Source organism: Terrimonas ferruginea DSM 30193 (assembly GCF_000425585.1).
Lineage (GTDB): Bacteria > Bacteroidota > Bacteroidia > Chitinophagales > Chitinophagaceae > Terrimonas > Terrimonas ferruginea.
In genome coordinates, this window is the sequence record NZ_AUDS01000014.1 from 65884 (window position 1) to 84838 (window position 18955).

The window sequence follows — 18955 nt, forward strand, 5'->3', positions numbered from 1 at the left end:
TATGGCAGCCCTTATTACCAATAATACCAGGACATTTTTACGTGTCATCGTCTTTTACCTGCTGACGGTATTAGTGTTCATTGCCGCAGACAGCCTCGCTTCAACAGGTATGGCCAGGCATATCAGGCTCATGCTGGCTGTAGCAGGCACGCTCGTACTTGTTTACGTTTTCTGCAAGACGGAACCGCTATCCCTGCACAATGCGGGTTTAATTCCTGACGCAAAAACCATTTACCGCCTCAGCGCGGGCATTGGTACAGGCCTGGGGATGGCCACCGTTCAGCTATGGGCATTAAAAACATGGGGACATATAACCATCACTACCAATGCCCTGCCGTTTTCCTTAGCAATCAGTTATGCATTGCTCTTTCTATTGCTTGCATTGCGGGAAGAAATTGTTTTTCGTTCCTGCGCACTTCAGGCGTTATGCCGGACGGCAGGCCCTGTACCCGGCCAAATCTTCATCCTGCTTATTTTTGTACTGGAACATTTACTGGGAGGAATGAACCTGATTACTGCAGTAATCGGATCCGGAATGGGTGCCCTGCTGTATGGTATAGCTGCTGTAAAAAGCAAAGGCATTGGCTTGCCACTCGGCTTGCATTTTGGCTGGAATACCGGACAATGGCTGTGGGGCTTAAAAAATATGCCTGGTTATAACATCATCTCCGTTGAAAAAGGTTACGCGCTACAAGCGGAAATAACCGGGATGATCGCTTTTTTTATCACCGCCACCATAACCATTCTGTTCCTCTATCTTTATTACGGCAAAATTACAGGCGGCAATGCTGTGCCGGCAAAAAGAAAAGTAATATGACTATTTCCTTCCTGCATAATCCGGGCTTCAGACAGCGATTGGTCATGCATGTGCTGTTCTGGATACTATTTTTTGCGGCACGCCTGTATCTAACGGCTATCACGTTCAATGTATACAGCCAGTTTCCTTTTTCGCTCACGATACTGTTGATACTGGCCAATACCCTTTTTGCTGCCGGGGTCTACTACTTCATCATTTACCTGCTATGGCCGCTTGTTCTGAAGAAAAAATACCTGCTGAGTTTTTTTATCATGGTATCGGTAGTGATTATTTACACTCTTGCAGACGCGTGGACCGAACAGCAATTGATAACAGCATGTCCTTCCTGCCTGGCCGACCTAAGGGTGACACAACCGGCGTACTATGCGCTGATCACGTCTGACCTGATCAATATCTTTCTTAAACGTTTCGTTACGCTCGGCACACCTGTATCGCTGCTGCTGATGCTGAGTATTCCGCTCTGTATTAAATTTGCGCTGAACGGATGGCGGCAGCAGACAAAAGCATTGCAACTGGCAAAAGAAAATATTGAATTGGAATTTAATTTTTTGAAAGCGCAATTAAATCCGCATTTTCTGTTCAATTCGATGAACAATATCTACGGCCTCATTCTTTCCGGCAAACAGGAAAAATCGGCCAGCCTGGTGACACGTTTGTCGGACCTGCTGCGCTACCTGCTTTATGAGTCCAACAAGCAATACATGGCGCTTGGCCGGGAGATCAAATTGATGGCGGATTATGCAGAACTGGAACGGGTACGGTTAAACTATACAACACTGGAGTTTACCCATTCGATCGATCAGCACGCCTACCAGATCGCACCCATTCTCTTCATGCCCCTGCTGGAAAATGCCTTTAAATTTTGCCCTGATCAACCAGGATCGTTTATACTCATTCATCTTGAAGTACAGAAGGCCGGCCTGTATTTCAGTGTCACCAATACCATCTCTCCCGATTATCAACCTGCAACAGCAGGAGGCATCGGGTTGAACAACCTTCATAAAAGACTCATCCTCTACTACCCGGGGCTTCATTATTACGAAGTGAGGACCAGCAGCGACACATATACGGCAACCATTCAATTAACACTGACATGAACCCGATCAAATGCCTGATAATAGACGATGAACCGATTGCGCGTGACGTGTTGAGAGTGCATATCTCGAAGCTGCCCGAACTTCAACTGGTACAGGAATGCCGCAACGCTGCTGAAGCAACGGAAGCCTTGTACGAACACGAAATAGATTTACTCTTTCTTGATATCCACATGCCGGTGATCACGGGTACGGAATTCCTGCGTTCGTTGCGGAACCCGCCACTCGTGATTTTTACCACCGCTTACGATAATCATGCGGTGGAAGGATTTGAACTAAATTCGGTCGACTACCTGTTGAAGCCGGTCAGTTTTGAACGCTTCTACCAGGCGGTGCAACGTGTGCGCGAACGATTGCAGCTTCATGCAAAACCGGCACCGGTTCAAACAGATCATTTTTTTCTCCGCCAAAACCTGAAGCTGATCAAAGTAGCTTTCGCAGATATCGTTTATATACAGGCCGAGCGGGATTTCTGTTCGCTTTACATGACGAATGGCAAACGGCTGCTGGCGGGTATGCAACTGAAAACATTTGAAGAGATGTTGCCGGCAGCATCGTTCATGCGTGTGCACCGGTCCTACATTGTACAGTTGTCACAGATCAGCGCCATCAATGGCAATACGCTTGAAACCGCCACTGCAGCCATTCCGGTGGGGAACAGCTACAGGGACGATTTCTTCCGGCGGATAAAAACAGGCTAGTTATTTCGTCGCATTCATCTGCTGCTCCCATACCAGTTTCCCTGTTTTATCAAAATACCGGACGCCGGTGAAACGGGTTTTGTTCTGAAACAATTCTCCTTCCTTTGATGCCGTTCCGATTCTCATGGAGCCATTTTCGTCGCCGATGATCAGCGCTTTGCTGCCGTCTTCGAGACAAACCATGTGCATGGCTTCACCGGAATCATCATCCAGTCCGATGACGGGTCTTGATTTACCGTCTTTGGTGGTATTGACACCGGCACCGCCGCGTTCCCATCCATCCTGTGTATTCCACAAGATGCCCGTGGAGCGGAACATGCGTACGCCCACATTGGCATCGGAAAGATTGTCGCCTACCTGCACCACATCAAACCCTTTGTCGTTCATGAATACAATTCCCTCAGCAGAATTTTTATAGGATGCGTACCATTTCATGTATTGATTGGGATCGCGGAATTTGCCGGCCCAGAATTTTCTGACCAGCGCGGTATCTGTCCGCACGCGGTCTTTGGAAGGAGGAATGGGTGCTCCGATGAGAATACGGTCGCGGCCGGTTTCATCTTCGATGATAATACCTTTGGCCCTGATCAGCCCGAATTTGTTTTCCCTGACAAAACTCAATGTCAGCAAGCCTGTCATCAGCAGACAGGCCGATACCGCTATAATGGTTTTTAGCTTTTTGTAATTCTTTTTCAGTTCCTCTAGTTGCTGCAATACGTTTTTGTCCATCATAATAACTTGGTTTAGTTAGTTTGATGGTAATACGTTTGAAACGCAGCTTTGTAACAGGAGTGAAAACCGGAAAGCCCGCAGACACAGGAATATAACTATGAACGACAGTTAACAATCAGCGGAAAAGCATTAACCGTCAACGGGTAATTTTTCGCTGTTCCATTTTGTTGGCGGTAGACTTTTCAAAGTCTTCGCGACAATCTTTGAGCGCTTCATCATAACCTGCGCGATCGCTGAAAGCAGCAGGATTATAGCGGGCACCGGGCTTGTGCTTTTTGTGCAGGTCGAACTGGCCGGCATGTGAAGCCACCCATATATCGAAACGAAGTGCCTTCATGGCGTCCAACGTATAAGCATAATCTTCGGCGATATGGGGATAGGCGGGAATATCGTTGAAATGTTTGTCGGTAACAATCGTTGGAATGTTGGCGATAAGGACATGCCAGGTTTTCTGTTCATCTTTAACATCGAGCAGGAAACTGCAGGAGCCTTGCGTATGCCCCGGATGGTGCAACATCTTCAGGTGGTTATTGCCGAGGCTGATGGTATCGCCGTCGTTGAGTAATTTATCGATACGTACGGGTCGAAAAACAGGGTTGTCGCCACCCAATGCATAATCCGAAGTGCCGCCGTCGACCACCACTGCCGAATCGCCGCGGTCGACGAAAAAACGTGCCCCGGTCATGTCCTGTATGGCGGCCATAGCACCGAGGTGATCGTAATGTGCCTGCGTGGTCAATAATATTTTTATATCACTGAATTTAAACCCGAGTTGCTCCACGCTCTTGCGGATCATATCAGCAGATGCTGCAAGGCCGGTATTGATCAGGATATGTCCCTGCGGCGAAGTAACGAGGTAACAGGCCAGATCATAGGTACCTACATAATACAGGTTGCCCGCTATGCGGAATGGAGCATAAGGTTTGGCCCAATCCTGCGTATAAGGTTTGGGTTCCTTCACGGTCTGGGCTTTCGCTGAAAGGCAGGAACCACATAAAATCACGATAAAAAACAACAAACGTTTCATGCTATAAAACTATTAGATTTCCTTAATTCACAGGTGATTGTTGATAATATTTCTTTCTTTATCTTTCATAAAACTTGTGTGTATGGGCAGCAATGTGGATCCCGGTAAAAATGAGTTGGAGCTGTTCCTTGACGGATTTCCGTCGTTAGCAGACCATAAGTCGCAATTGATAGACGAATTGCAAACAATTACTTTTCCGAAAGGAAGTATATTGATCCGGGAAGGGCAGCCACTGAACTATTGTTATTTTGTGTTGAAGGGCTGCATTCGTCAATATGTAAATGATGAAGGTGTGGAAAAAACGATCAATTTCTTTACCGAACACCAGGGCGTGGTGTCCTTTTCGGCCGGTCCGGACAACCGGTTCTCCGATCATTACCTGGAGTGCATGGAAGAGTGTATGGTAATTCGCGGAGAAATGAACGGAGGCGGGGAAATGCTGGAACAGATACCCGCACTACGCGAGATCATCGGGAAAATGATAGAAGCGGACCTGGGTCAAACACAGGAGGAACTGAAAAGATTTATTTTATTGTCGCCTGAAGAACGGTACGGTTATTTATTGCAGCAGCGCCCGGAGTTGATAGCGCGCGTGCCGCAGAAATATATTGCGAGTTATTTAGGCATAGCGCCTGAGTCGTTTTCGAGAATGAAACGGCGAATTGTCAATCGTGAATCGTGAATCGTCAATTGTGAATAAACAGCCATGGCCCTTCGAGAACCTCATGGACCATGGCTGTTGACTTATAACTTATTACTTAAAACTTACTACGTATCACTTATAACCTATAATCCACCACTCTCATGCATACCGGAAAACGCTTTACTCCTATCGAATTTGCCAAATGGACACGTAAGGATACTTATTGGATGTTACTGTTGGCTACCGTGCCGACTATTCTTTATGAACTCGGACTTAAATTCCTGGCCATCCCGCTGGCGCCGGTCGCTATACTCGGAACATCGGTTGCTTTTATTGTTGGTTTTAAAAACAATGCCAGCTACAGCCGGCTCTGGGAAGCACGGCAGATCTATGGTTCCATCATCAACGACAGCCGGAGTTTTGCTTACACTTTGCGCGATGCGTTGGGAACCGATAATAACAACATCATTCAACGGATGTTTTACCGGCACTTCGCGTGGCTGACCGCCCTGCGTTATCAATTGCGGGAACCACGCAGCTGGGAAAACATGCAGCGCTATAACAACAAGGAATTTCAAAAAGAACATTACAATATACCCGAGCGCCAGACCACACTGGAAGATGAATTACTTAAATTCCTTTCACACGAAGAACAGCAGTACATTCTTTCCAAAAAGAACCGTGCTACACAGCTCACGGCCCTTCAGTCCGAAGAACTGGCTGCCTTACGGCAAAAAGGATTGATCAACGATTTTCAGTGGACACAGTTGCAGCAGGGATTGATGAAGTTTACCGACGACCAGGGCCGCGCCGAACGGATCAAAAATTTTCCTTACCCCCGCAATTTTTCTTCTATCGCCACTTACCTGCTTTTTATTTTTGTGGTGATGGTACCATTTGGATTGCTGCGCGAGTTCGACAAACTGGGAGTGGGTACTTTTCTCGAAGGTTATTCCATCTGGCTTAATATTCCTTTTTCCGCCGTTGTTACATGGGCCTTTCACACGCTCGATACCGTTGGCGAAAGTTCCGTCAACCCTTTTGAAGGCAGTGCCAACGACGTGCCCATCACGCAGATCAGCCGCACCATAGAAATCGATATGCGCGACATGCTGAATGAATCTGCCTTGCCCGCACCCGTAATGCCGGAAAACAATATTGTTTTGTAAATATCAATAGTGACGGATCTTTTCCTCTTCGATATCGATGTGGTGAAGATATTTCCGGATCAGGTCTTCATCCATATGGCCGTCGGTTTTGTTGCGTTCGAGCAGCCACTTGCGTTGGGCATCGAGGACTTTTAAATAAATACTGCGCGTAGCGACAGGCATAACGGGATCCGAATCGTCGCGGCTTTTTTCACGCCACTTCGTCGCCATGTGTTCCAGCATCGGATGCTCTTTCAACTCCTGCTGGTGATTGGCCGAGAGATATTCCAGTGAACTGCGCGCCAGTTCCCGGCGGATCAACACTTCCGCGGCTTCTTCATCACCATAGTCATCGTAATAAGACGGAAGCTTGATGGCTTTGATCAGATAGGGCAAGGTCAATCCCTGCAATAGCAGCGTTACGAGAATCACGACAAACGTGATAAACAAAATAAGGTTGCGGTGCGGGAATGGCACGCCCTCCGATATATACACAGGTATGGATAATGCCGCGGCAAGCGATACCACACCGCGCATGCCTGTCCACCCCAATAAGAATGGACCGCGCAAACCCGGGCTTCTTGTATCCGCCACGGTAATAAAATTGCGCATGATCAGCGTGGTCACTACCGCGCCAAAGGCGGAAAGTATACGCGTAACGATCAGCACGGCCGTAACGATCAGTCCGTAACCAATGGCTTCATTCATCGCAACACCTTCCGTTTTCAGCCCGTCGGTAATCTCCGGCAGGTCAAGACCGATCAACAAAAACACCAATCCGTTTAATACAAAAGCAAGACTTTCCCACACGTTCACACCCCGTAACCGCGACGCGCTGCTGAGAAAGAGATGCCGTTTGTTGGACAACAACAATCCGCCACTCACCACGGCGAGCACACCCGAGCTATGCACTTCCTCCGCCGCGATGTACATCGCATAGGGTGTTACGATCGTAAGAATAATATCCATGCTGGGATCGGTCGGCAGGTATTTGTGCGCCTTCATAAAGATCAGTCCTACCACTATTCCAATGCCCACCCCGCCGATCACCATCCACACAAAACTCAGCGCAGCATCGTACCAGATGAACTGACCGGTGGCCACTGCCACTAACGCAAAACGAAAAATGATGAGCGACGAAGCATCGTTCAGCAGGCTCTCCCCTTCCAGGATCGACGATACCCGTTTGGGCACTTTTACAAACCGCAGAATGGCGCCGGCACTTACGGCATCCGGAGGTGATACAATACCACCGAGCAGGAAACCAAGTGCCAGGGAGAAACCGGGAATGAAATAATTGGCCACGAAAGCCACAGACAACGCTGTAAGAAATACCACTACAAAAGCAAAACTTCCGATGATGCGCCGCCAGCGCCACAGTTCTTTCCAGGAAATGGCCCAGGCTGCTTCGTATAAAAGGGGCGGAAGAAAAATAATAAAAATCATTTCCGGATCGATGTGCAACACCGGCACACCCGGAATGATACTGATGAGCAATCCTGCTACGACCAGTAAAACAGGATAAGCGATTTTAAGTTTATTGGCCAGCATGATGAGCAGGACGATCGCTACCATCATGGCGAGGTACAGGTGAAAGTGTTCTACCATCGGAGTGTTTGTGTGTTTATGCCCTAAATTTAAGGGATTAGCCGATGCAGAAAAGTGGCGGACTTATTTTTTGATTTTCAGGCGTATTTCGTACTGTTCACCAATTTTTTGTGCTTCCGGCCCCAGGCATCCAATTGAGCGATCAATGGCGCGAGATCTTTTCCGATTTTGGTCAGCTCATATTCCACACGTGGTGGCACTTCGGCAAACACGGTCCGTTTCACGATCTGCTGTTGTTCGAGTTCACGCAGTTTCAAGGTGAGCATGCGTTCGGTGATGCCCGGTATTTTCTTCCGCAGTTCACCAAAACGGTGTTTTCCCAAAATAAGATAAGAACAGATAGCCAGCGTCCACTGGGTACCCAATATACTGGCTGCGTACACTTCGGGGCATGCATCATTCATTATTTTCCTGTTCTCAAAATTGGTCGAACTTTCCTTTACTTGTCCCATTACTTACTTTTTTTATAGTACCCTACAATCGGCTGCAAAGATACCGGAAGCAGGGTAACCGCTGTAATTTTGTGCTATGAAAACGCTGATCATCATTACCCACCCCGACATCAACCATTCGGTTGTTAATAAAAGATGGATGGAGGAATTGAAAAAATATCCCGGTGAGTTCAGGCTTCATCATCTCGACACCACTTATCCCGACGGCATCATTGATGTGGCCAGCGAACAGGCACTGGTGGAGCAATTTGACCGCATTATATTCCAGTTTCCTTATTACTGGTTTTATGCGCCGCCGATGCTGAAGAAATGGTTCGACGAAGTGCTATTGCACGGCTGGGCTTACGGCAGTAAAAGCGGTTACAAATTACAGGGAAAGAAAATTGCATTGGCGATGAGCCTGGGTGTGGAGGAGGAAGAATATGCTCCCGGCGCGCGCTACCGTTACAGCCTGAAGACATTAACAGCGCCTTTTGAGTTGACCTTTGATTATGTGAAAGCAGATTACCGGCCCTTCTTTGCTTTCTACGGACTGGAGTATAACTTATCTGACGAGCGGCTGGAGCAGAGTGTGGTGGATTACCTGGCTTACTTAAGGGAGTTTTGACTCCTATATTTTTACCCGGCGACTCTCTCCAGCCCTGCCTTCAGTCCTTTAAAAATCATTTGTCCATAACCATCATCCGGTAAAAACGACTGACAGGAAAGGCCCGCCTGGTAATGAAGCGCCGCCTTTTCAAACTGGTGAAGGTCTTCGTAACATTTGCCGACATTCAGGTAAAGGGAAGGCAAAGCCGCTTTTACGGTATCATCCTTTATTTGTAATGCGTGCTGGAGTGCAAGTGTATCCCATATTAATTTTCCCTGCACATCCGGCTGGTGCCGCGCCACATAATGCGCCGCCGTAAATTTCTCTACATCATCTCCGGCCTTTTCCCATGCTTCGCCAAACAATCGCGCAGCTTCTGCGGGTTTGCCCTGTCCTTCCATTTCCATTCCTTTTGCGCAAAGGCGCACTATCTCGTTTTCCGGATCAAAATGCATCACTGAAAATAAATCTCCCGCAATAAATATGCTCTATAAATGATGACCAACCGGGTTAAGAGACAGACAAAGCATCGTTTTTTAATGTTGAATGGAAGTTGTTATTTGTCTTTGAACGCGGCTACCAGCAGCTTCTCCACCCGTTTGATCTCGTTCTCGTAAAGCGGTTGTTTTCTTCTTCCAAAATACAAGGTGTTTTCCGCAGCCTTATAGCCTTCCCAAAGTTTGGTGATGTCCCCTTTCTCGATCGCTTCGCGGCAGAGAAAATCCGGGATAACGGCCAGCCCTTTCCCGATAGATAAACAACGTGTGATGGAAAATTTATTCGGGACAATATAATTGGGCACAAAGCCCGGCAATTCATCAAAATTCGATTGCCAGAATTGTGTCAACGCTTCCATATCCGCGGCAGTACTGTACCACAATTGCGAGCGCATCCACTCCGCGAGTTTAGTCTTGTCCTTCTTCTGACGTGCGGAACGGAACCCCGATACATCGGTGCCCCTGCCGGCAATCAGCACCAGTCTTTCTTTGGCAAAGGAATGAAAAACCAGGTTGGATGCGTTGCTCGTGGTAGTGGTCAGTACCAGGTCTACCGAACCATTTTCCAATAATTGTATTAATTGCGGACTGCTGCCGAATTGCATCATGAGGTTGAAACCGAGTTCAGGGATATGCTGTTCCAATACATGCTGAAAAGTTTCCACGCACATGCCCACACTAACGGTTGCCGCCACGTCTCCGGATTTTCTCCGGAACCGCGTCTCGATATCTTCCAGGGTAGTGAGTGCATGGAGCAACTGCTGGTACAGGAGCTTCCCTTTTTCGGTCGGTATCATTTTACGCGGTGTGCGTTCGAACAAGGGAAACCCGGTATAGGCTTCCAGTGCGTTCAAATGCAAACCCACGCCGGGTTGTGAGATGTATAAGTCTTTTGCCGCGCCGCTCATGGTGCCTGTATCGTAGACCGCGCGGAAAGTCCGGAACCATTCGAGATTACCTTGCATACCAAATAATAATTATAGATATACCAAAGTTAACCTATTTTAATTATACATGTGCCTGTGCTAATTTTGTTCCATACAATCGATTCAGCACATGCAAAAGATATTCGTTATCAATGGCGGGCAGTATTTCGCCCACTCCGGCGGAGCCTTCAACAAAACGCTCACAGCACTGGACCAATCTTTTTTCACAACCGGAAACGGTTTTGAATTACAGGTCACGGACATTAATCAACCCTATGATCCGGCGGAAGAAGTGGCCAAATATGTGTGGGCGGATACGATCATTTATCATTTTCCTGTATGGTGGTTCAGCATGCCCAATAAATTAAAAGAATACATCGATGTCGTATTCACCGCCGGCCACCGCAACGGCATGTATTACAGTGACGGGCGTAAGTCGGCCACACCGGACCTCCATTACGGAACAGGCGGATTGATGCAGGGAAGAAAATACATGGTGACCACTACGTGGAATGCACCGGAAACAGCCTTTACCTTACCGGGTGAATTTTTCAACCAGACAAGTGTGGATGATGGCGTGCTGTTTGGCTTTCATCGCATGAATGCCTTTCTTTCATTGGAAAAAATTAAGGGTATTCATTTTCATGACCTGGAGAAAAATGTGACGCAACAACAGATCGACGATTACAGCAGGCGTTACCTCCGTCATCTCGAACAAAGTTTTATTTCTTCGGAGTTATCGCTGGCTTCTTAGTGTGCATTCGTCCGGCATCAATCCCACACATATTTCCAGGTGCCGTCGGATTGCTTTTTCCATACCGTATGAAAAATGCCGTGGTAGGACGTTTCTTTACCAGCAGCATCAGTTATCACCCAGCGGTATTTACCATAGGTGGAAGCCATTGTGCCGTCCGCGGATATTTCCACTTTATCCGCCGCCCAATAGCCTTTTGCTTTATTTTGCTGCCCCTGGTTGTAAAAATGATAAATGGCATCCGGTCCATAGATGAGGCTGTCCTTTTCCCTTTTGATAACGGCATCCGGCGATGCATATTTACGGAAAGCGAAGGCCGCTCCGTACTGGTTCAGATCCGCGGAGAAGGACAACTCCATTTGCTTTACTTCCTCCCGCCTTTTTTCCAGCTCACCTGCTGGCAGTTGTGCCTGCAGCACATGAGTGATCAGTAGAAATGCACACGCGAAAATGAGCCTGGTTCTTTTTAAGCATACCATTATTGACAATTTTAAATGATAAAATAGTACCGGGCAAATGCGGCAGAAAGGAGACTTTGAGCGTGTAGTTGATGCGAATGTAATAAAGGGCCTTAATAAATAAAAGAGAGGCGTAATAAATGGTTTGTAAAGACAGCAATTATGGCGACGAACTACGCAATACATCCATGAAAGAGAGAAGAAAGCGATAAACGATTGCTGAGGCCAGGATAAGTGCAGCTGCCATTGGCGATGATGCCTTCATCTTTGAAATAAAAAAGGCGCATAAAAATGCGCCTCCTGAGTCAAAAAAGGGCCAGGCCATTAACCGCAAAGGGATAAACTGCTACCCTAACATTTTTGCCAATAGCATCTTCAGCGTGTCGTGAGCCGGATCTTTTAGCAATATTTTTCCGTCGGTATCCAGCAGGAAAGTGGAGGGATAGGCACTTATCTTGTACAACTCTGCGGCTTCATTGCGGGGCTTGAGATCCGATAGTTCTTTCCATTCGAGTTTGTCTTCGCGGATCGCTTTGATCCACTTGCCCCGGTCCTGGTCAACAGATACACTGACTACTTCAAACCCTTTGTCACGCCACGCAGCATACAGTTCACGCAGGTGTTTGTTCTCTACACGGCAGGGCTTGCACCAGGAAGCCCAGAAATGCAGCAACACGACTTTTCCTTTGTAAGCGGACAGCGATGTAAGTGCACCGGTGCTGTCGGGTTGGGAGAAATCGGGAGCGCCCATACCGGGAAGTAAACGAAGCTTCTGATCAAGATCGGCTACCAGTTTTTGTCCGGCCGCTGATGTTTTCAGCGATGGATCCAGGCGTGCATAAAGATCTTTTACAGCCTGCATTTCGAGTTCCGTTTCTGCGCCACCCGACATGGACTGCAGTTCACTCAGAGCCACGGGGGAGGCGGGACAGGCAGCCACAAATGCTTCGATGGCTTTCCAGAATGGCAGATCGGTAAAGGCCATCGTGTCTTTCGGAGGCGTGTTCTTTAATTTTTCGTCGAGTATGCGGGAGTATTGCGCATACTCGCGGTTGAGTACGGTTCCTTTGACTTCTGCCGTGGCGGCCGAGTCTTTACTGGTGAGTTGTACCACGCTGCTGTCGATAAAGAAAAAAAGCTCGTCATAAGGCCAGGTGGCTTTTTGGCCGTTGCGGCTCAGTAACAACGAAACCTTTGCCGGAAATACCGCTTTGCCTCTGTACTCGAACGTTCCTTCTTTCAATGTACAGGAATCGAAATAAGCTTTGTTGTTCGATCCGTATCGGATATACACTTTCGCGGGTTGGGGATGTTGACCCAATTGCCCTTTTATAACGAAAGCCTGTTCTTTCTGTGCCTGCGCAATGATCGTACTGCCCAACAGGGCCAATACCGCAATGATTCTTTTAATTATATCCTGCATTTTGTGTAAGATTTGGATTGATGGTTATTTCAGATACAGGCAATGGCAGCAAGGTATCTGTTGCCTGCCATGACCCGCCTTTTCCCGCGGCCACGCCTGATGGGCCGCGCATTAGTGGATCGAGCCGTTGCGTTCTTTTCAGGTCAAACCAGCGATGTCCCCATTCGGTGAACAATTCCACGCGTCGCTCCTGCATCACGGCGTCCAGCATCGCATCAGGCGTTTGTGCACCGGAATAATCTGGCAGCCCTGCTCTCCGGCGAATGGCATTGATATCATCTACCGCCTGTGTTTTTGCCTGACGGGCGCGGGCCTCTGCGCGGATGAGGTATTGCTCCGCCACGCGCATTACCATCGCATATTCGGTAACGGCAGAACCACGCTGGTTGTTTTTATATTTCGAAGCATAATAATAGCGTGTGGCGCCTGCGGTAAAACTTCTCACCCAGTTTAAATAACGTTTGTCTCTTGTTTTGTCTTCAAAAGCATTTTCCAAATGGCTGCTCATGGCTACGTGATGCAGAAAGCCCGGCGACTGGGTCAATGTATAAAAATAGCCCTCAAGTGTATTAGTGATGGACGGATGAACGGAGGGCATTTGCCAGATGGCTTCGCTGCTGTTTTTCAAAAACACCTGGTTAATATCTGTTTTCAATTCATACCCTGCCGCATTGATCACTTCGGTTGCCTGCAGTTCCGCATTTACCCAGTCTCCCTTATAAAGATAAACTCTTGCCAGCAGCGCTGTGGCGGCTATTTTGTTAGGCCGTATACGCTCACCCGTTTCGGCATTATTCTGATTAAGGTATTCATTCTTTAAATGAGATTTTGCTTTTAACAGATCATCCACCATCAGCGCATACAGATCACGCTGCGGACTCCGCGTCAACCGGTTGTTGATCCGGTAATCCGTTGAGGTTACCAGGGGAACATCGCCGTATAAATTGACGGCATAAAAATTCATAAAGGCGCGGATAAAATAAGCTTCACCAAGCAGTTGATCTTTTACTTCTGTCGTAAGCGTGGCGGACCTTCCTACTCCGTCGATCACCGTGTTGGCTACGTAAATATGTTTGAACAACTGTGACCAGAAATAGGTGCCCGGACTGGAGACCAATTGATTAGTATAAAACTGTGTGGCAGCCACTCCGATAAAAAAATTATCGGTCTCGTCGGCGGCGGTACCCAGAAACTTACCAATACTCCAGTTGCCGTCAGCCATATTGTTTATCGTGATCATGTTGTTATAAACGCCCGTCAACACTGCAGTCGCCGTTTTAGCATCGGCAAAAACCGTCTGACCGATGAGGCTGCTGTCCGGCGCGGGCACTTCCACGGCTTTCCGGCAGGAATAAAATAACCCGGTAACCACAACCATCAACAACAGCATAAAAAAATATTGCTTTTTCATGTTACACATTTTAAAGAGTAAGATTGATACCAAAAGTGAGTACACGCAATGGTGGCAGACTCAGGTAATTTCGATTTTCCGGATCATATCCTTTGTAGTCCGTGAAGGTCAGCAGGTTTTGTCCCTGGAAGAATAACCGCGCCGCCTGCAGGTGCAGGGCCGAAAGTATCCGCTGCGGGGCCTGGTAGCTCAGGGATAAATTTTTCAACCTGATAAATGATGCAGTACGCACTACCTGGTCGCTCAGGAAGGCGTAGTTGGCCGAAAGCAGGGTGCTGTAATCCTGGTTATACCGTTGAATGAAAGCAACGTCGCCGGGCTTCTGCCAGCGGTCCAGTACCGATACAGGTTGGTTGGCACCGAATGTACCGGGCAATGCGCCCACACCTTCGTAAAAGAAGTTAAATCCTTTTTGTTGCACGAACTGTAATAAGAAGTCGACACTGAATTGTTTCCAGCCAACAGTGTGTTGCCAGCCTCCATACAGGCGTGGCGCCAGATCCACAAGGCTGTTGTTATCCACGAGTGGTATGGGATCCAGCGTAATCGCTCCGTCACTTCCGCGGAACTGGTACAATCCGGTTGCGGGATCAACGCCCGCATACCTGAATAATTTCTGTACCGAAAGCGGCTGACCGATGACCAGCGTTTCATTAAAACTGGAAGACCCGAGCCCGGGAAATGCGAGCAGTCTATTTCTCGGGACCGTCAGATTAATACCTGTGCTCCAGGTAAAATCCTTGTTACGAACGACGGTTGACTGAAGTACCAATTCAATACCTGTGTTCTGTACTTTGGCGGGAAGATTGATGGCTACAAAAGGAAATCCTGTAACTGCAGAAAGCGGCGACTGCAATAATTGGTTGGTGGAAATATTGCGGTAATAACTTGCCGAGAAACTCAGGCGGTCTTTCCAGAAGCCGAGCTCCAACCCTGCTTCCCATTTGCGGTTCACTTCCCAGGCAAGCTGATCATTGTAGAGGCTCACCGGATACAATCCCTGCGCACCGCCATAGGGATAAGTGGTAGACATATAACGGTCGAGGAAAGTATAATCGGCCAGTTGATCATTTCCGGAAGTACCATAGCTCGTGCGGAGTTTTCCGTAACTCAGTACCGGGAAAAATTGCTTCATCCAGTCTTCGCTGGTAAAAATCCATCCGAGACCTGCGGCGGCGAAATTGGCAAATTGCCTGCCAGGACCAAAACGGCTGCTCCCATCACGGCGTGCCGTGACATTTACCAGGTAACGTTCTTTCAGGTTGTAATTGATGCGGCCGTATCCGCCGTTGTATTTATAACGGATATCGGTCACATTATCCACCGCAATCGTTGAAGCGGCCTGCAGGTTGTTTAGCAACTGATCAGAACTGAAACCACGACCGGTTTGTTTAACAGCTTCATTACGGCTTTGCTGAAAACTCATACCCACGAGAAAACTCAATTTCCCTGCTCCTGTCTTTTTAACGTATTCCATCTGCGGTTCGGCAATCCAGGAAAGTGTATGAGCGGTGTTGAAGGTGGCTACTCCGCTGTTCTCACCCAATAACGGGTTGATGGAATTGAAAGGTTTGGTGATACGTTGATCACTTTGAATATTGGTTACACCGAGGCTGGTGCGCAAGGTCAATCCCTCCGCGAGGAGGTAACTGAGATTGAGATTGGCGAGGCTGTGGATATTGGTTGCTTTATAAAGTTGTTCGGTAATCGCATACGGGTTGCCCGCAATCCAGGTATTCTCGGCCCAGTTGAGCGTACCGTCTTCATTGTAAGGTTTGGGTGCATTGGGCGCCAGTGATGTCATTAAAAAAGTGAGATCGCTGCTGGGCAAGGTAGATTGATTGTATAAAAAAGTGCCGCGCAGGGCCGTTTGAAACCGCTGGTTGCGGGAAGCGGTGTTCACACCAAAATGCAGGGAAGCTTTCTGATCGCTGTTATCGCCGGGGAAAACGGTTGTTTCCCGGTGGTAACCTGTACCAACGATGTATTGTGTCTGTGTATTACCACCGCTGACGGATGCCTGCAGGTCATTGTAGGTCGCTTTGCCGCCGATGAGTTGGCCCTGCCAGTCCGTATAACTGTTTGGATCCCATGTGCTGCCGCCCAGCACATCAACATCGATAGCCGGATCGGGAACGGCACCGTCATTGGCAAAAGCTTCGCGGCGCATTTCGAGGTATTGTTGTGTGTTCAGGTATTTAACGCGGCGGGTAATTTTTCCAAAACCTGTATAGGCAGAAATATTTACGCGCATATCGCCAGCCACGCCTTTACGCGTAGTGATGAGTACAACGCCGTTGGCTCCCCGGCTTCCGTAAATGGCCGTTGCATCCGCATCCTTCAACACTTCGATACTTTGGATATCATTGGGATTGATCAGGTTCAGCGGGTTGCCGCCGGCCGGGTTGAGATTATTATCCGACTGTATCTCGGGTGCCACGGAAAAAATAACACCATCGATTACATAAAGGGGTTCATTGCCACTCTGGATGCTGTTCTGTCCCCTGATCTGCACCTGGAAAGAACTTCCGGGCATGCCGGAGAATTGCGTGATCGACATGCCGGGTACGCGGCCGGCCAATGCCAGGATCGGATTGGACACGGGTTGCCGCGCAATATCATCGCCGTTTACCTTACTGATATTGCCGGTCTTCAGGCGGTTGGTGGTGCGATAGTAACCGGCATTGATCGTCACTTCCTCTCCCTCCGTAGTCGCGGTTTGTACGGTGACCAACAATTCCGTCTGTCCATTCAATTTTATTTCTTTCGGTACGATGTTAACAGCCGTGATACGAAGGATCGCGCTTTTGTCTACACCTTTTAATTCAAAATAACCTTCGTTGCTGGTGCTGGTTCCCTGTTGTGTACCTTTCACCTGTATGCTTGCAGCAACTGGTTTGCCTGATTCATCTACCACACGGCCGCGTATGTCAATGGACGGAATCTCCTGTATGAGCACATTGCCTGCAGATGCCTGGGCGATAGCAGTAGTTTTCTTTTTCGACACAACAATCGTTTTGCTGCGGATATTGAATTCAAGTTCCTGGTTAGCAAAAATAGCTTCGAGGAATTGCAGGAGTGGCATTTCCTTTACGTCGATCGTTATGGGTTTAGCCTCGGCTATATGTTTATCATTATAAAAAAAAGAATAGCCGGTTTGTTTCTTCAATGCAGTAAATACGTTTTTCAGCGATACATTTTTGCCGGAGAACGTAACATATTCGCCTGCTTTTTCAGCGGACGCAGTTGATACGATGAGCAATAAAAAAATGCTGATCAGTCCGGACAGCACACGGTTCTCCATGCGGAATACCGGCAACAGCGGGATAGCCTTTTGCATACAATTGCAGTGTTTGGGTTTGCTCCGGCAGCCCGGAGCAAACAATGATTAATCAGATGGAATACTGCCAGGTGGTTGAAGCCACCGGCAATAGGGATGAATTAGCAGGATGGTTTAGGATGATCAGGGTATAACAGTAAGTATATTATCGTCTAACCGGAATTTTACGCCCACATCTTTGAGCACACCGAGTACTTCCTTCAGTGACAGATCACGCGGCAGTTCCCCGCTGAAACGCTGATCGTTCACATTTCCTTCGTAACGTATTTTAATATCATACCACCGCGACATTTCCTTCAGCACATTTTCCAGGGTGGTATTTTGAAAACTGAAAAGACCATTCTTCCAGGCCATCACGGACTCAATATCTGCTTGTCTGGATAGTTCTATTTTCATGTTGGTGACATTCGCCTGCTGACCCGGATTCAAGGTGACAGATTTTTGTGAACGGACATCGACGACATTTACAGCACCTTCGAGCAAAGTGACATAAGTCTGATTTTGATCGCGGTAGGTATTCATATTAAAATGTGTTCCCAATACTTTCACCTCTACCTCTTCGCTGGCTACATAAAAAGGCCTGGTTTTATCTTTTGCCACTTCCAGGTACGCTTCCCCGGTGATCGTTATCCTTCTTTCATTGCCCTGAAAGGCAACCGGAAAAGTGACCGTGCTTCCTGCGTTAAGCCATATACGTGTGCCATCGGACAACACCATATCGACAACTTTACTACCATTCGGATTGGCCAGCGTATTATATAATGTGCCGGCAACACCATTTCCATTGACAGCCTGGTAAGCGAAACGGCCATCGGGTAATTTGAGGAGTTGCATGTTTCCCTGCAAAGCCAACTGACCATCGGCGGCTTGCCCGAGATAAACAATAGTACCGTCATCCAACGTGACCGAAGCCTTTGAATGCGACGGAGCTTTTACATCTCTCGAACCGGTTGTAACAAGCGGCTCTGGTTGCTTTTGCGCGCGGAAGAAAGCATAATAACTGCCCGCGCCCACCAACACCAGCAGCCAAACTGCCACCATTGCTTTCAGCCAGCGGTTGCCGACAGACACTACTTTTGCCGGCAAAATGGTTTGCAAAGAACTGACTGACTTTTGCGGCAGCGGATCAACGATACCATCGAGCTGATCCCAATATCTTTTCTCCAATAAAATCAATTCCTCCTGCCATTCCGGATCGACGGCAAAGGCAGACAACTCCATCTCTTCTTCGCGGGTAATGATGCCCGCTACATAACTGTCAAATAAAACGGCAAGTCTGGCTTTGTCCATGATAAGATTAGTCTTCAAAAAGTAGTGTAAACAGAAAGTGACATG

18 protein-coding genes are annotated in these 18955 nt (G+C 47.9%); 7 read left to right on the forward strand and 11 right to left on the reverse strand.

Features of this window, described 5'->3' with window-relative positions; all coding sequences use genetic code 11:
* Nucleotide 1 precedes the first annotated feature (1 nt).
* Genes H608_RS0104645 through H608_RS0104655 form a run of 3 tightly spaced genes read left to right on the forward strand, consistent with a single transcriptional unit; the run spans nucleotide 2 to nucleotide 2612 of the window.
* Nucleotides 2–817 (forward strand): CPBP family intramembrane glutamic endopeptidase, encoded by an 816-nt coding sequence (locus H608_RS0104645; RefSeq protein WP_028786655.1) that lies wholly within the window; start codon nucleotides 2–4, stop codon nucleotides 815–817.
* On the forward strand, nucleotides 814–1914 hold the full coding sequence (locus H608_RS0104650) for a sensor histidine kinase (RefSeq protein WP_081658794.1): 1101 nt from the start codon (nucleotides 814–816) through the stop codon (nucleotides 1912–1914). Before H608_RS0104645 ends, H608_RS0104650 begins: the two co-directional genes overlap by 4 nt.
* On the forward strand, nucleotides 1911–2612 hold the full coding sequence (locus H608_RS0104655; protein WP_028786657.1) for a LytR/AlgR family response regulator transcription factor: 702 nt from the start codon (nucleotides 1911–1913) through the stop codon (nucleotides 2610–2612). Before H608_RS0104650 ends, H608_RS0104655 begins: the two co-directional genes overlap by 4 nt.
* Here H608_RS0104655 and H608_RS0104660 read toward each other — a convergent pair whose 3' ends face one another.
* Together H608_RS0104660 and bla are read right to left on the reverse strand one after the other, a co-directional pair.
* Entirely contained in the window at nucleotides 2613–3344 is a 732-nt protein-coding gene (locus H608_RS0104660; protein ID WP_028786658.1) for a hypothetical protein, read from the reverse strand.
* Nucleotides 3345–3480: 136 nt separating this feature from the next.
* Nucleotides 3481–4371: a subclass B3 metallo-beta-lactamase gene (gene bla, locus H608_RS0104665; RefSeq protein WP_028786659.1), complete on the reverse strand. Its 891-nt coding sequence runs from the start codon at nucleotides 4369–4371 to the stop codon at nucleotides 3481–3483.
* An 82-nt stretch (nucleotides 4372–4453) separates the two neighbouring features.
* Here bla and H608_RS0104670 point away from each other — a divergent pair, with 82 nt between their 5' ends.
* Nucleotides 4454–5053: a Crp/Fnr family transcriptional regulator gene (locus H608_RS0104670; protein ID WP_051268041.1), complete on the forward strand. Its 600-nt coding sequence runs from the start codon at nucleotides 4454–4456 to the stop codon at nucleotides 5051–5053.
* A 122-nt stretch (nucleotides 5054–5175) separates the two neighbouring features.
* Nucleotides 5176–6183 carry a bestrophin family protein gene (locus H608_RS0104675; RefSeq protein ID WP_028786661.1) on the forward strand — a complete coding sequence of 336 codons (1008 nt, stop codon included), beginning with the start codon at nucleotides 5176–5178 and terminating at the stop codon, nucleotides 6181–6183.
* A gap of 3 nt (nucleotides 6184–6186) precedes the next feature.
* On the opposite strand, the gene H608_RS0104680 is transcribed toward H608_RS0104675, so the two are convergent.
* Both H608_RS0104680 and H608_RS0104685 read right to left on the reverse strand, forming a co-directional pair.
* Complete coding sequence (locus tag H608_RS0104680; protein WP_028786662.1) at nucleotides 6187–7770, reverse strand: Na+/H+ antiporter; 1584 nt, start codon at nucleotides 7768–7770, stop codon at nucleotides 6187–6189.
* A 77-nt stretch (nucleotides 7771–7847) separates the two neighbouring features.
* The gene (locus H608_RS0104685) at nucleotides 7848–8222 is read right to left on the reverse strand and encodes a winged helix-turn-helix transcriptional regulator (RefSeq protein WP_028786663.1); all 375 of its coding nucleotides are present in this window, start codon (nucleotides 8220–8222) and stop codon (nucleotides 7848–7850) included.
* A gap of 76 nt (nucleotides 8223–8298) precedes the next feature.
* Between H608_RS0104685 and H608_RS0104690 the strand changes: the two genes are divergently transcribed.
* Nucleotides 8299–8829: an NAD(P)H-dependent oxidoreductase gene (locus H608_RS0104690; RefSeq protein ID WP_028786664.1), complete on the forward strand. Its 531-nt coding sequence runs from the start codon at nucleotides 8299–8301 to the stop codon at nucleotides 8827–8829.
* A gap of 11 nt (nucleotides 8830–8840) precedes the next feature.
* Here H608_RS0104690 and H608_RS0104695 read toward each other — a convergent pair whose 3' ends face one another.
* The gene (locus H608_RS0104695) at nucleotides 8841–9266 is read right to left on the reverse strand and encodes an rRNA adenine methyltransferase (RefSeq protein ID WP_028786665.1); all 426 of its coding nucleotides are present in this window, start codon (nucleotides 9264–9266) and stop codon (nucleotides 8841–8843) included.
* Nucleotides 9267–9367: 101 nt separating this feature from the next.
* Entirely contained in the window at nucleotides 9368–10273 is a 906-nt protein-coding gene (locus H608_RS0104700; RefSeq protein WP_028786666.1) for a LysR family transcriptional regulator, read from the reverse strand.
* Between the two features lie 91 nt (nucleotides 10274–10364).
* Between H608_RS0104700 and H608_RS0104705 the strand changes: the two genes are divergently transcribed.
* Nucleotides 10365–10988, forward strand: a complete 624-nt coding sequence (locus H608_RS0104705) for an NAD(P)H-dependent oxidoreductase (RefSeq protein WP_038007213.1) — start codon at nucleotides 10365–10367, stop codon at nucleotides 10986–10988.
* Nucleotides 10989–11005: 17 nt separating this feature from the next.
* On the opposite strand, the gene H608_RS0104710 is transcribed toward H608_RS0104705, so the two are convergent.
* The 5 genes from H608_RS0104710 to H608_RS21290 all read right to left on the reverse strand — a co-directional run bounded on the left by H608_RS0104710 (nucleotide 11006) and on the right by H608_RS21290 (nucleotide 18910).
* The gene (locus H608_RS0104710; RefSeq protein WP_028786668.1) at nucleotides 11006–11467 is read right to left on the reverse strand and encodes a YybH family protein; all 462 of its coding nucleotides are present in this window, start codon (nucleotides 11465–11467) and stop codon (nucleotides 11006–11008) included.
* Nucleotides 11468–11792: 325 nt separating this feature from the next.
* Complete coding sequence (locus tag H608_RS23430) at nucleotides 11793–12869, reverse strand: TlpA disulfide reductase family protein (protein WP_051268042.1); 1077 nt, start codon at nucleotides 12867–12869, stop codon at nucleotides 11793–11795.
* Entirely contained in the window at nucleotides 12853–14280 is a 1428-nt protein-coding gene (locus H608_RS0104725; protein ID WP_162142842.1) for a RagB/SusD family nutrient uptake outer membrane protein, read from the reverse strand. The genes H608_RS23430 and H608_RS0104725 overlap by 17 nt, the downstream gene beginning before the upstream one ends.
* A 10-nt stretch (nucleotides 14281–14290) precedes the next feature.
* Nucleotides 14291–17620, reverse strand: a complete 3330-nt coding sequence (locus H608_RS21285; protein ID WP_051268043.1) for a SusC/RagA family TonB-linked outer membrane protein — start codon at nucleotides 17618–17620, stop codon at nucleotides 14291–14293.
* A 123-nt stretch (nucleotides 17621–17743) separates the two neighbouring features.
* Nucleotides 17744–18910, reverse strand: coding sequence for a FecR domain-containing protein (locus H608_RS21290; protein WP_051268044.1), 1167 nt, complete (start codon nucleotides 18908–18910; stop codon nucleotides 17744–17746).
* Nucleotides 18911–18955: the final 45 nt, after the last annotated feature.

Excerpts from the sequence above, each read along its gene's own strand:
- H608_RS0104670 (WP_051268041.1), top strand. The coding sequence starts at position 4,454 with ATGGGCAGCAATGTGGATCCCGGTAAAAATGAGTTGGAGCTGTTCCTT.
- H608_RS0104690 (WP_028786664.1), top strand. The coding sequence starts at position 8,299 with ATGAAAACGCTGATCATCATTACCCACCCCGACATCAACCATTCGGTT.
- H608_RS0104655 (WP_028786657.1), top strand. The coding sequence starts at position 1,911 with ATGAACCCGATCAAATGCCTGATAATAGACGATGAACCGATTGCGCGT.
- H608_RS0104680 (WP_028786662.1), bottom strand. The coding sequence starts at position 7,770 with ATGGTAGAACACTTTCACCTGTACCTCGCCATGATGGTAGCGATCGTC.
- H608_RS21285 (WP_051268043.1), bottom strand. The coding sequence starts at position 17,620 with ATGCAAAAGGCTATCCCGCTGTTGCCGGTATTCCGCATGGAGAACCGT.
- H608_RS0104725 (WP_162142842.1), bottom strand. The coding sequence starts at position 14,280 with ATGAAAAAGCAATATTTTTTTATGCTGTTGTTGATGGTTGTGGTTACC.
- bla (WP_028786659.1), bottom strand. The coding sequence starts at position 4,371 with ATGAAACGTTTGTTGTTTTTTATCGTGATTTTATGTGGTTCCTGCCTT.
- H608_RS0104645 (WP_028786655.1), top strand. The coding sequence starts at position 2 with ATGGCAGCCCTTATTACCAATAATACCAGGACATTTTTACGTGTCATC.
- H608_RS0104660 (WP_028786658.1), bottom strand. The coding sequence starts at position 3,344 with ATGATGGACAAAAACGTATTGCAGCAACTAGAGGAACTGAAAAAGAAT.
- H608_RS0104685 (WP_028786663.1), bottom strand. The coding sequence starts at position 8,222 with ATGGGACAAGTAAAGGAAAGTTCGACCAATTTTGAGAACAGGAAAATA.
- H608_RS23430 (WP_051268042.1), bottom strand. The coding sequence starts at position 12,869 with ATGCAGGATATAATTAAAAGAATCATTGCGGTATTGGCCCTGTTGGGC.
- H608_RS0104650 (WP_081658794.1), top strand. The coding sequence starts at position 814 with ATGACTATTTCCTTCCTGCATAATCCGGGCTTCAGACAGCGATTGGTC.
- H608_RS0104675 (WP_028786661.1), top strand. The coding sequence starts at position 5,176 with ATGCATACCGGAAAACGCTTTACTCCTATCGAATTTGCCAAATGGACA.
- H608_RS0104710 (WP_028786668.1), bottom strand. The coding sequence starts at position 11,467 with ATGGTATGCTTAAAAAGAACCAGGCTCATTTTCGCGTGTGCATTTCTA.
- H608_RS0104695 (WP_028786665.1), bottom strand. The coding sequence starts at position 9,266 with ATGCATTTTGATCCGGAAAACGAGATAGTGCGCCTTTGCGCAAAAGGA.
- H608_RS0104700 (WP_028786666.1), bottom strand. The coding sequence starts at position 10,273 with ATGCAAGGTAATCTCGAATGGTTCCGGACTTTCCGCGCGGTCTACGAT.
- H608_RS21290 (WP_051268044.1), bottom strand. The coding sequence starts at position 18,910 with ATGGACAAAGCCAGACTTGCCGTTTTATTTGACAGTTATGTAGCGGGC.
- H608_RS0104705 (WP_038007213.1), top strand. The coding sequence starts at position 10,365 with ATGCAAAAGATATTCGTTATCAATGGCGGGCAGTATTTCGCCCACTCC.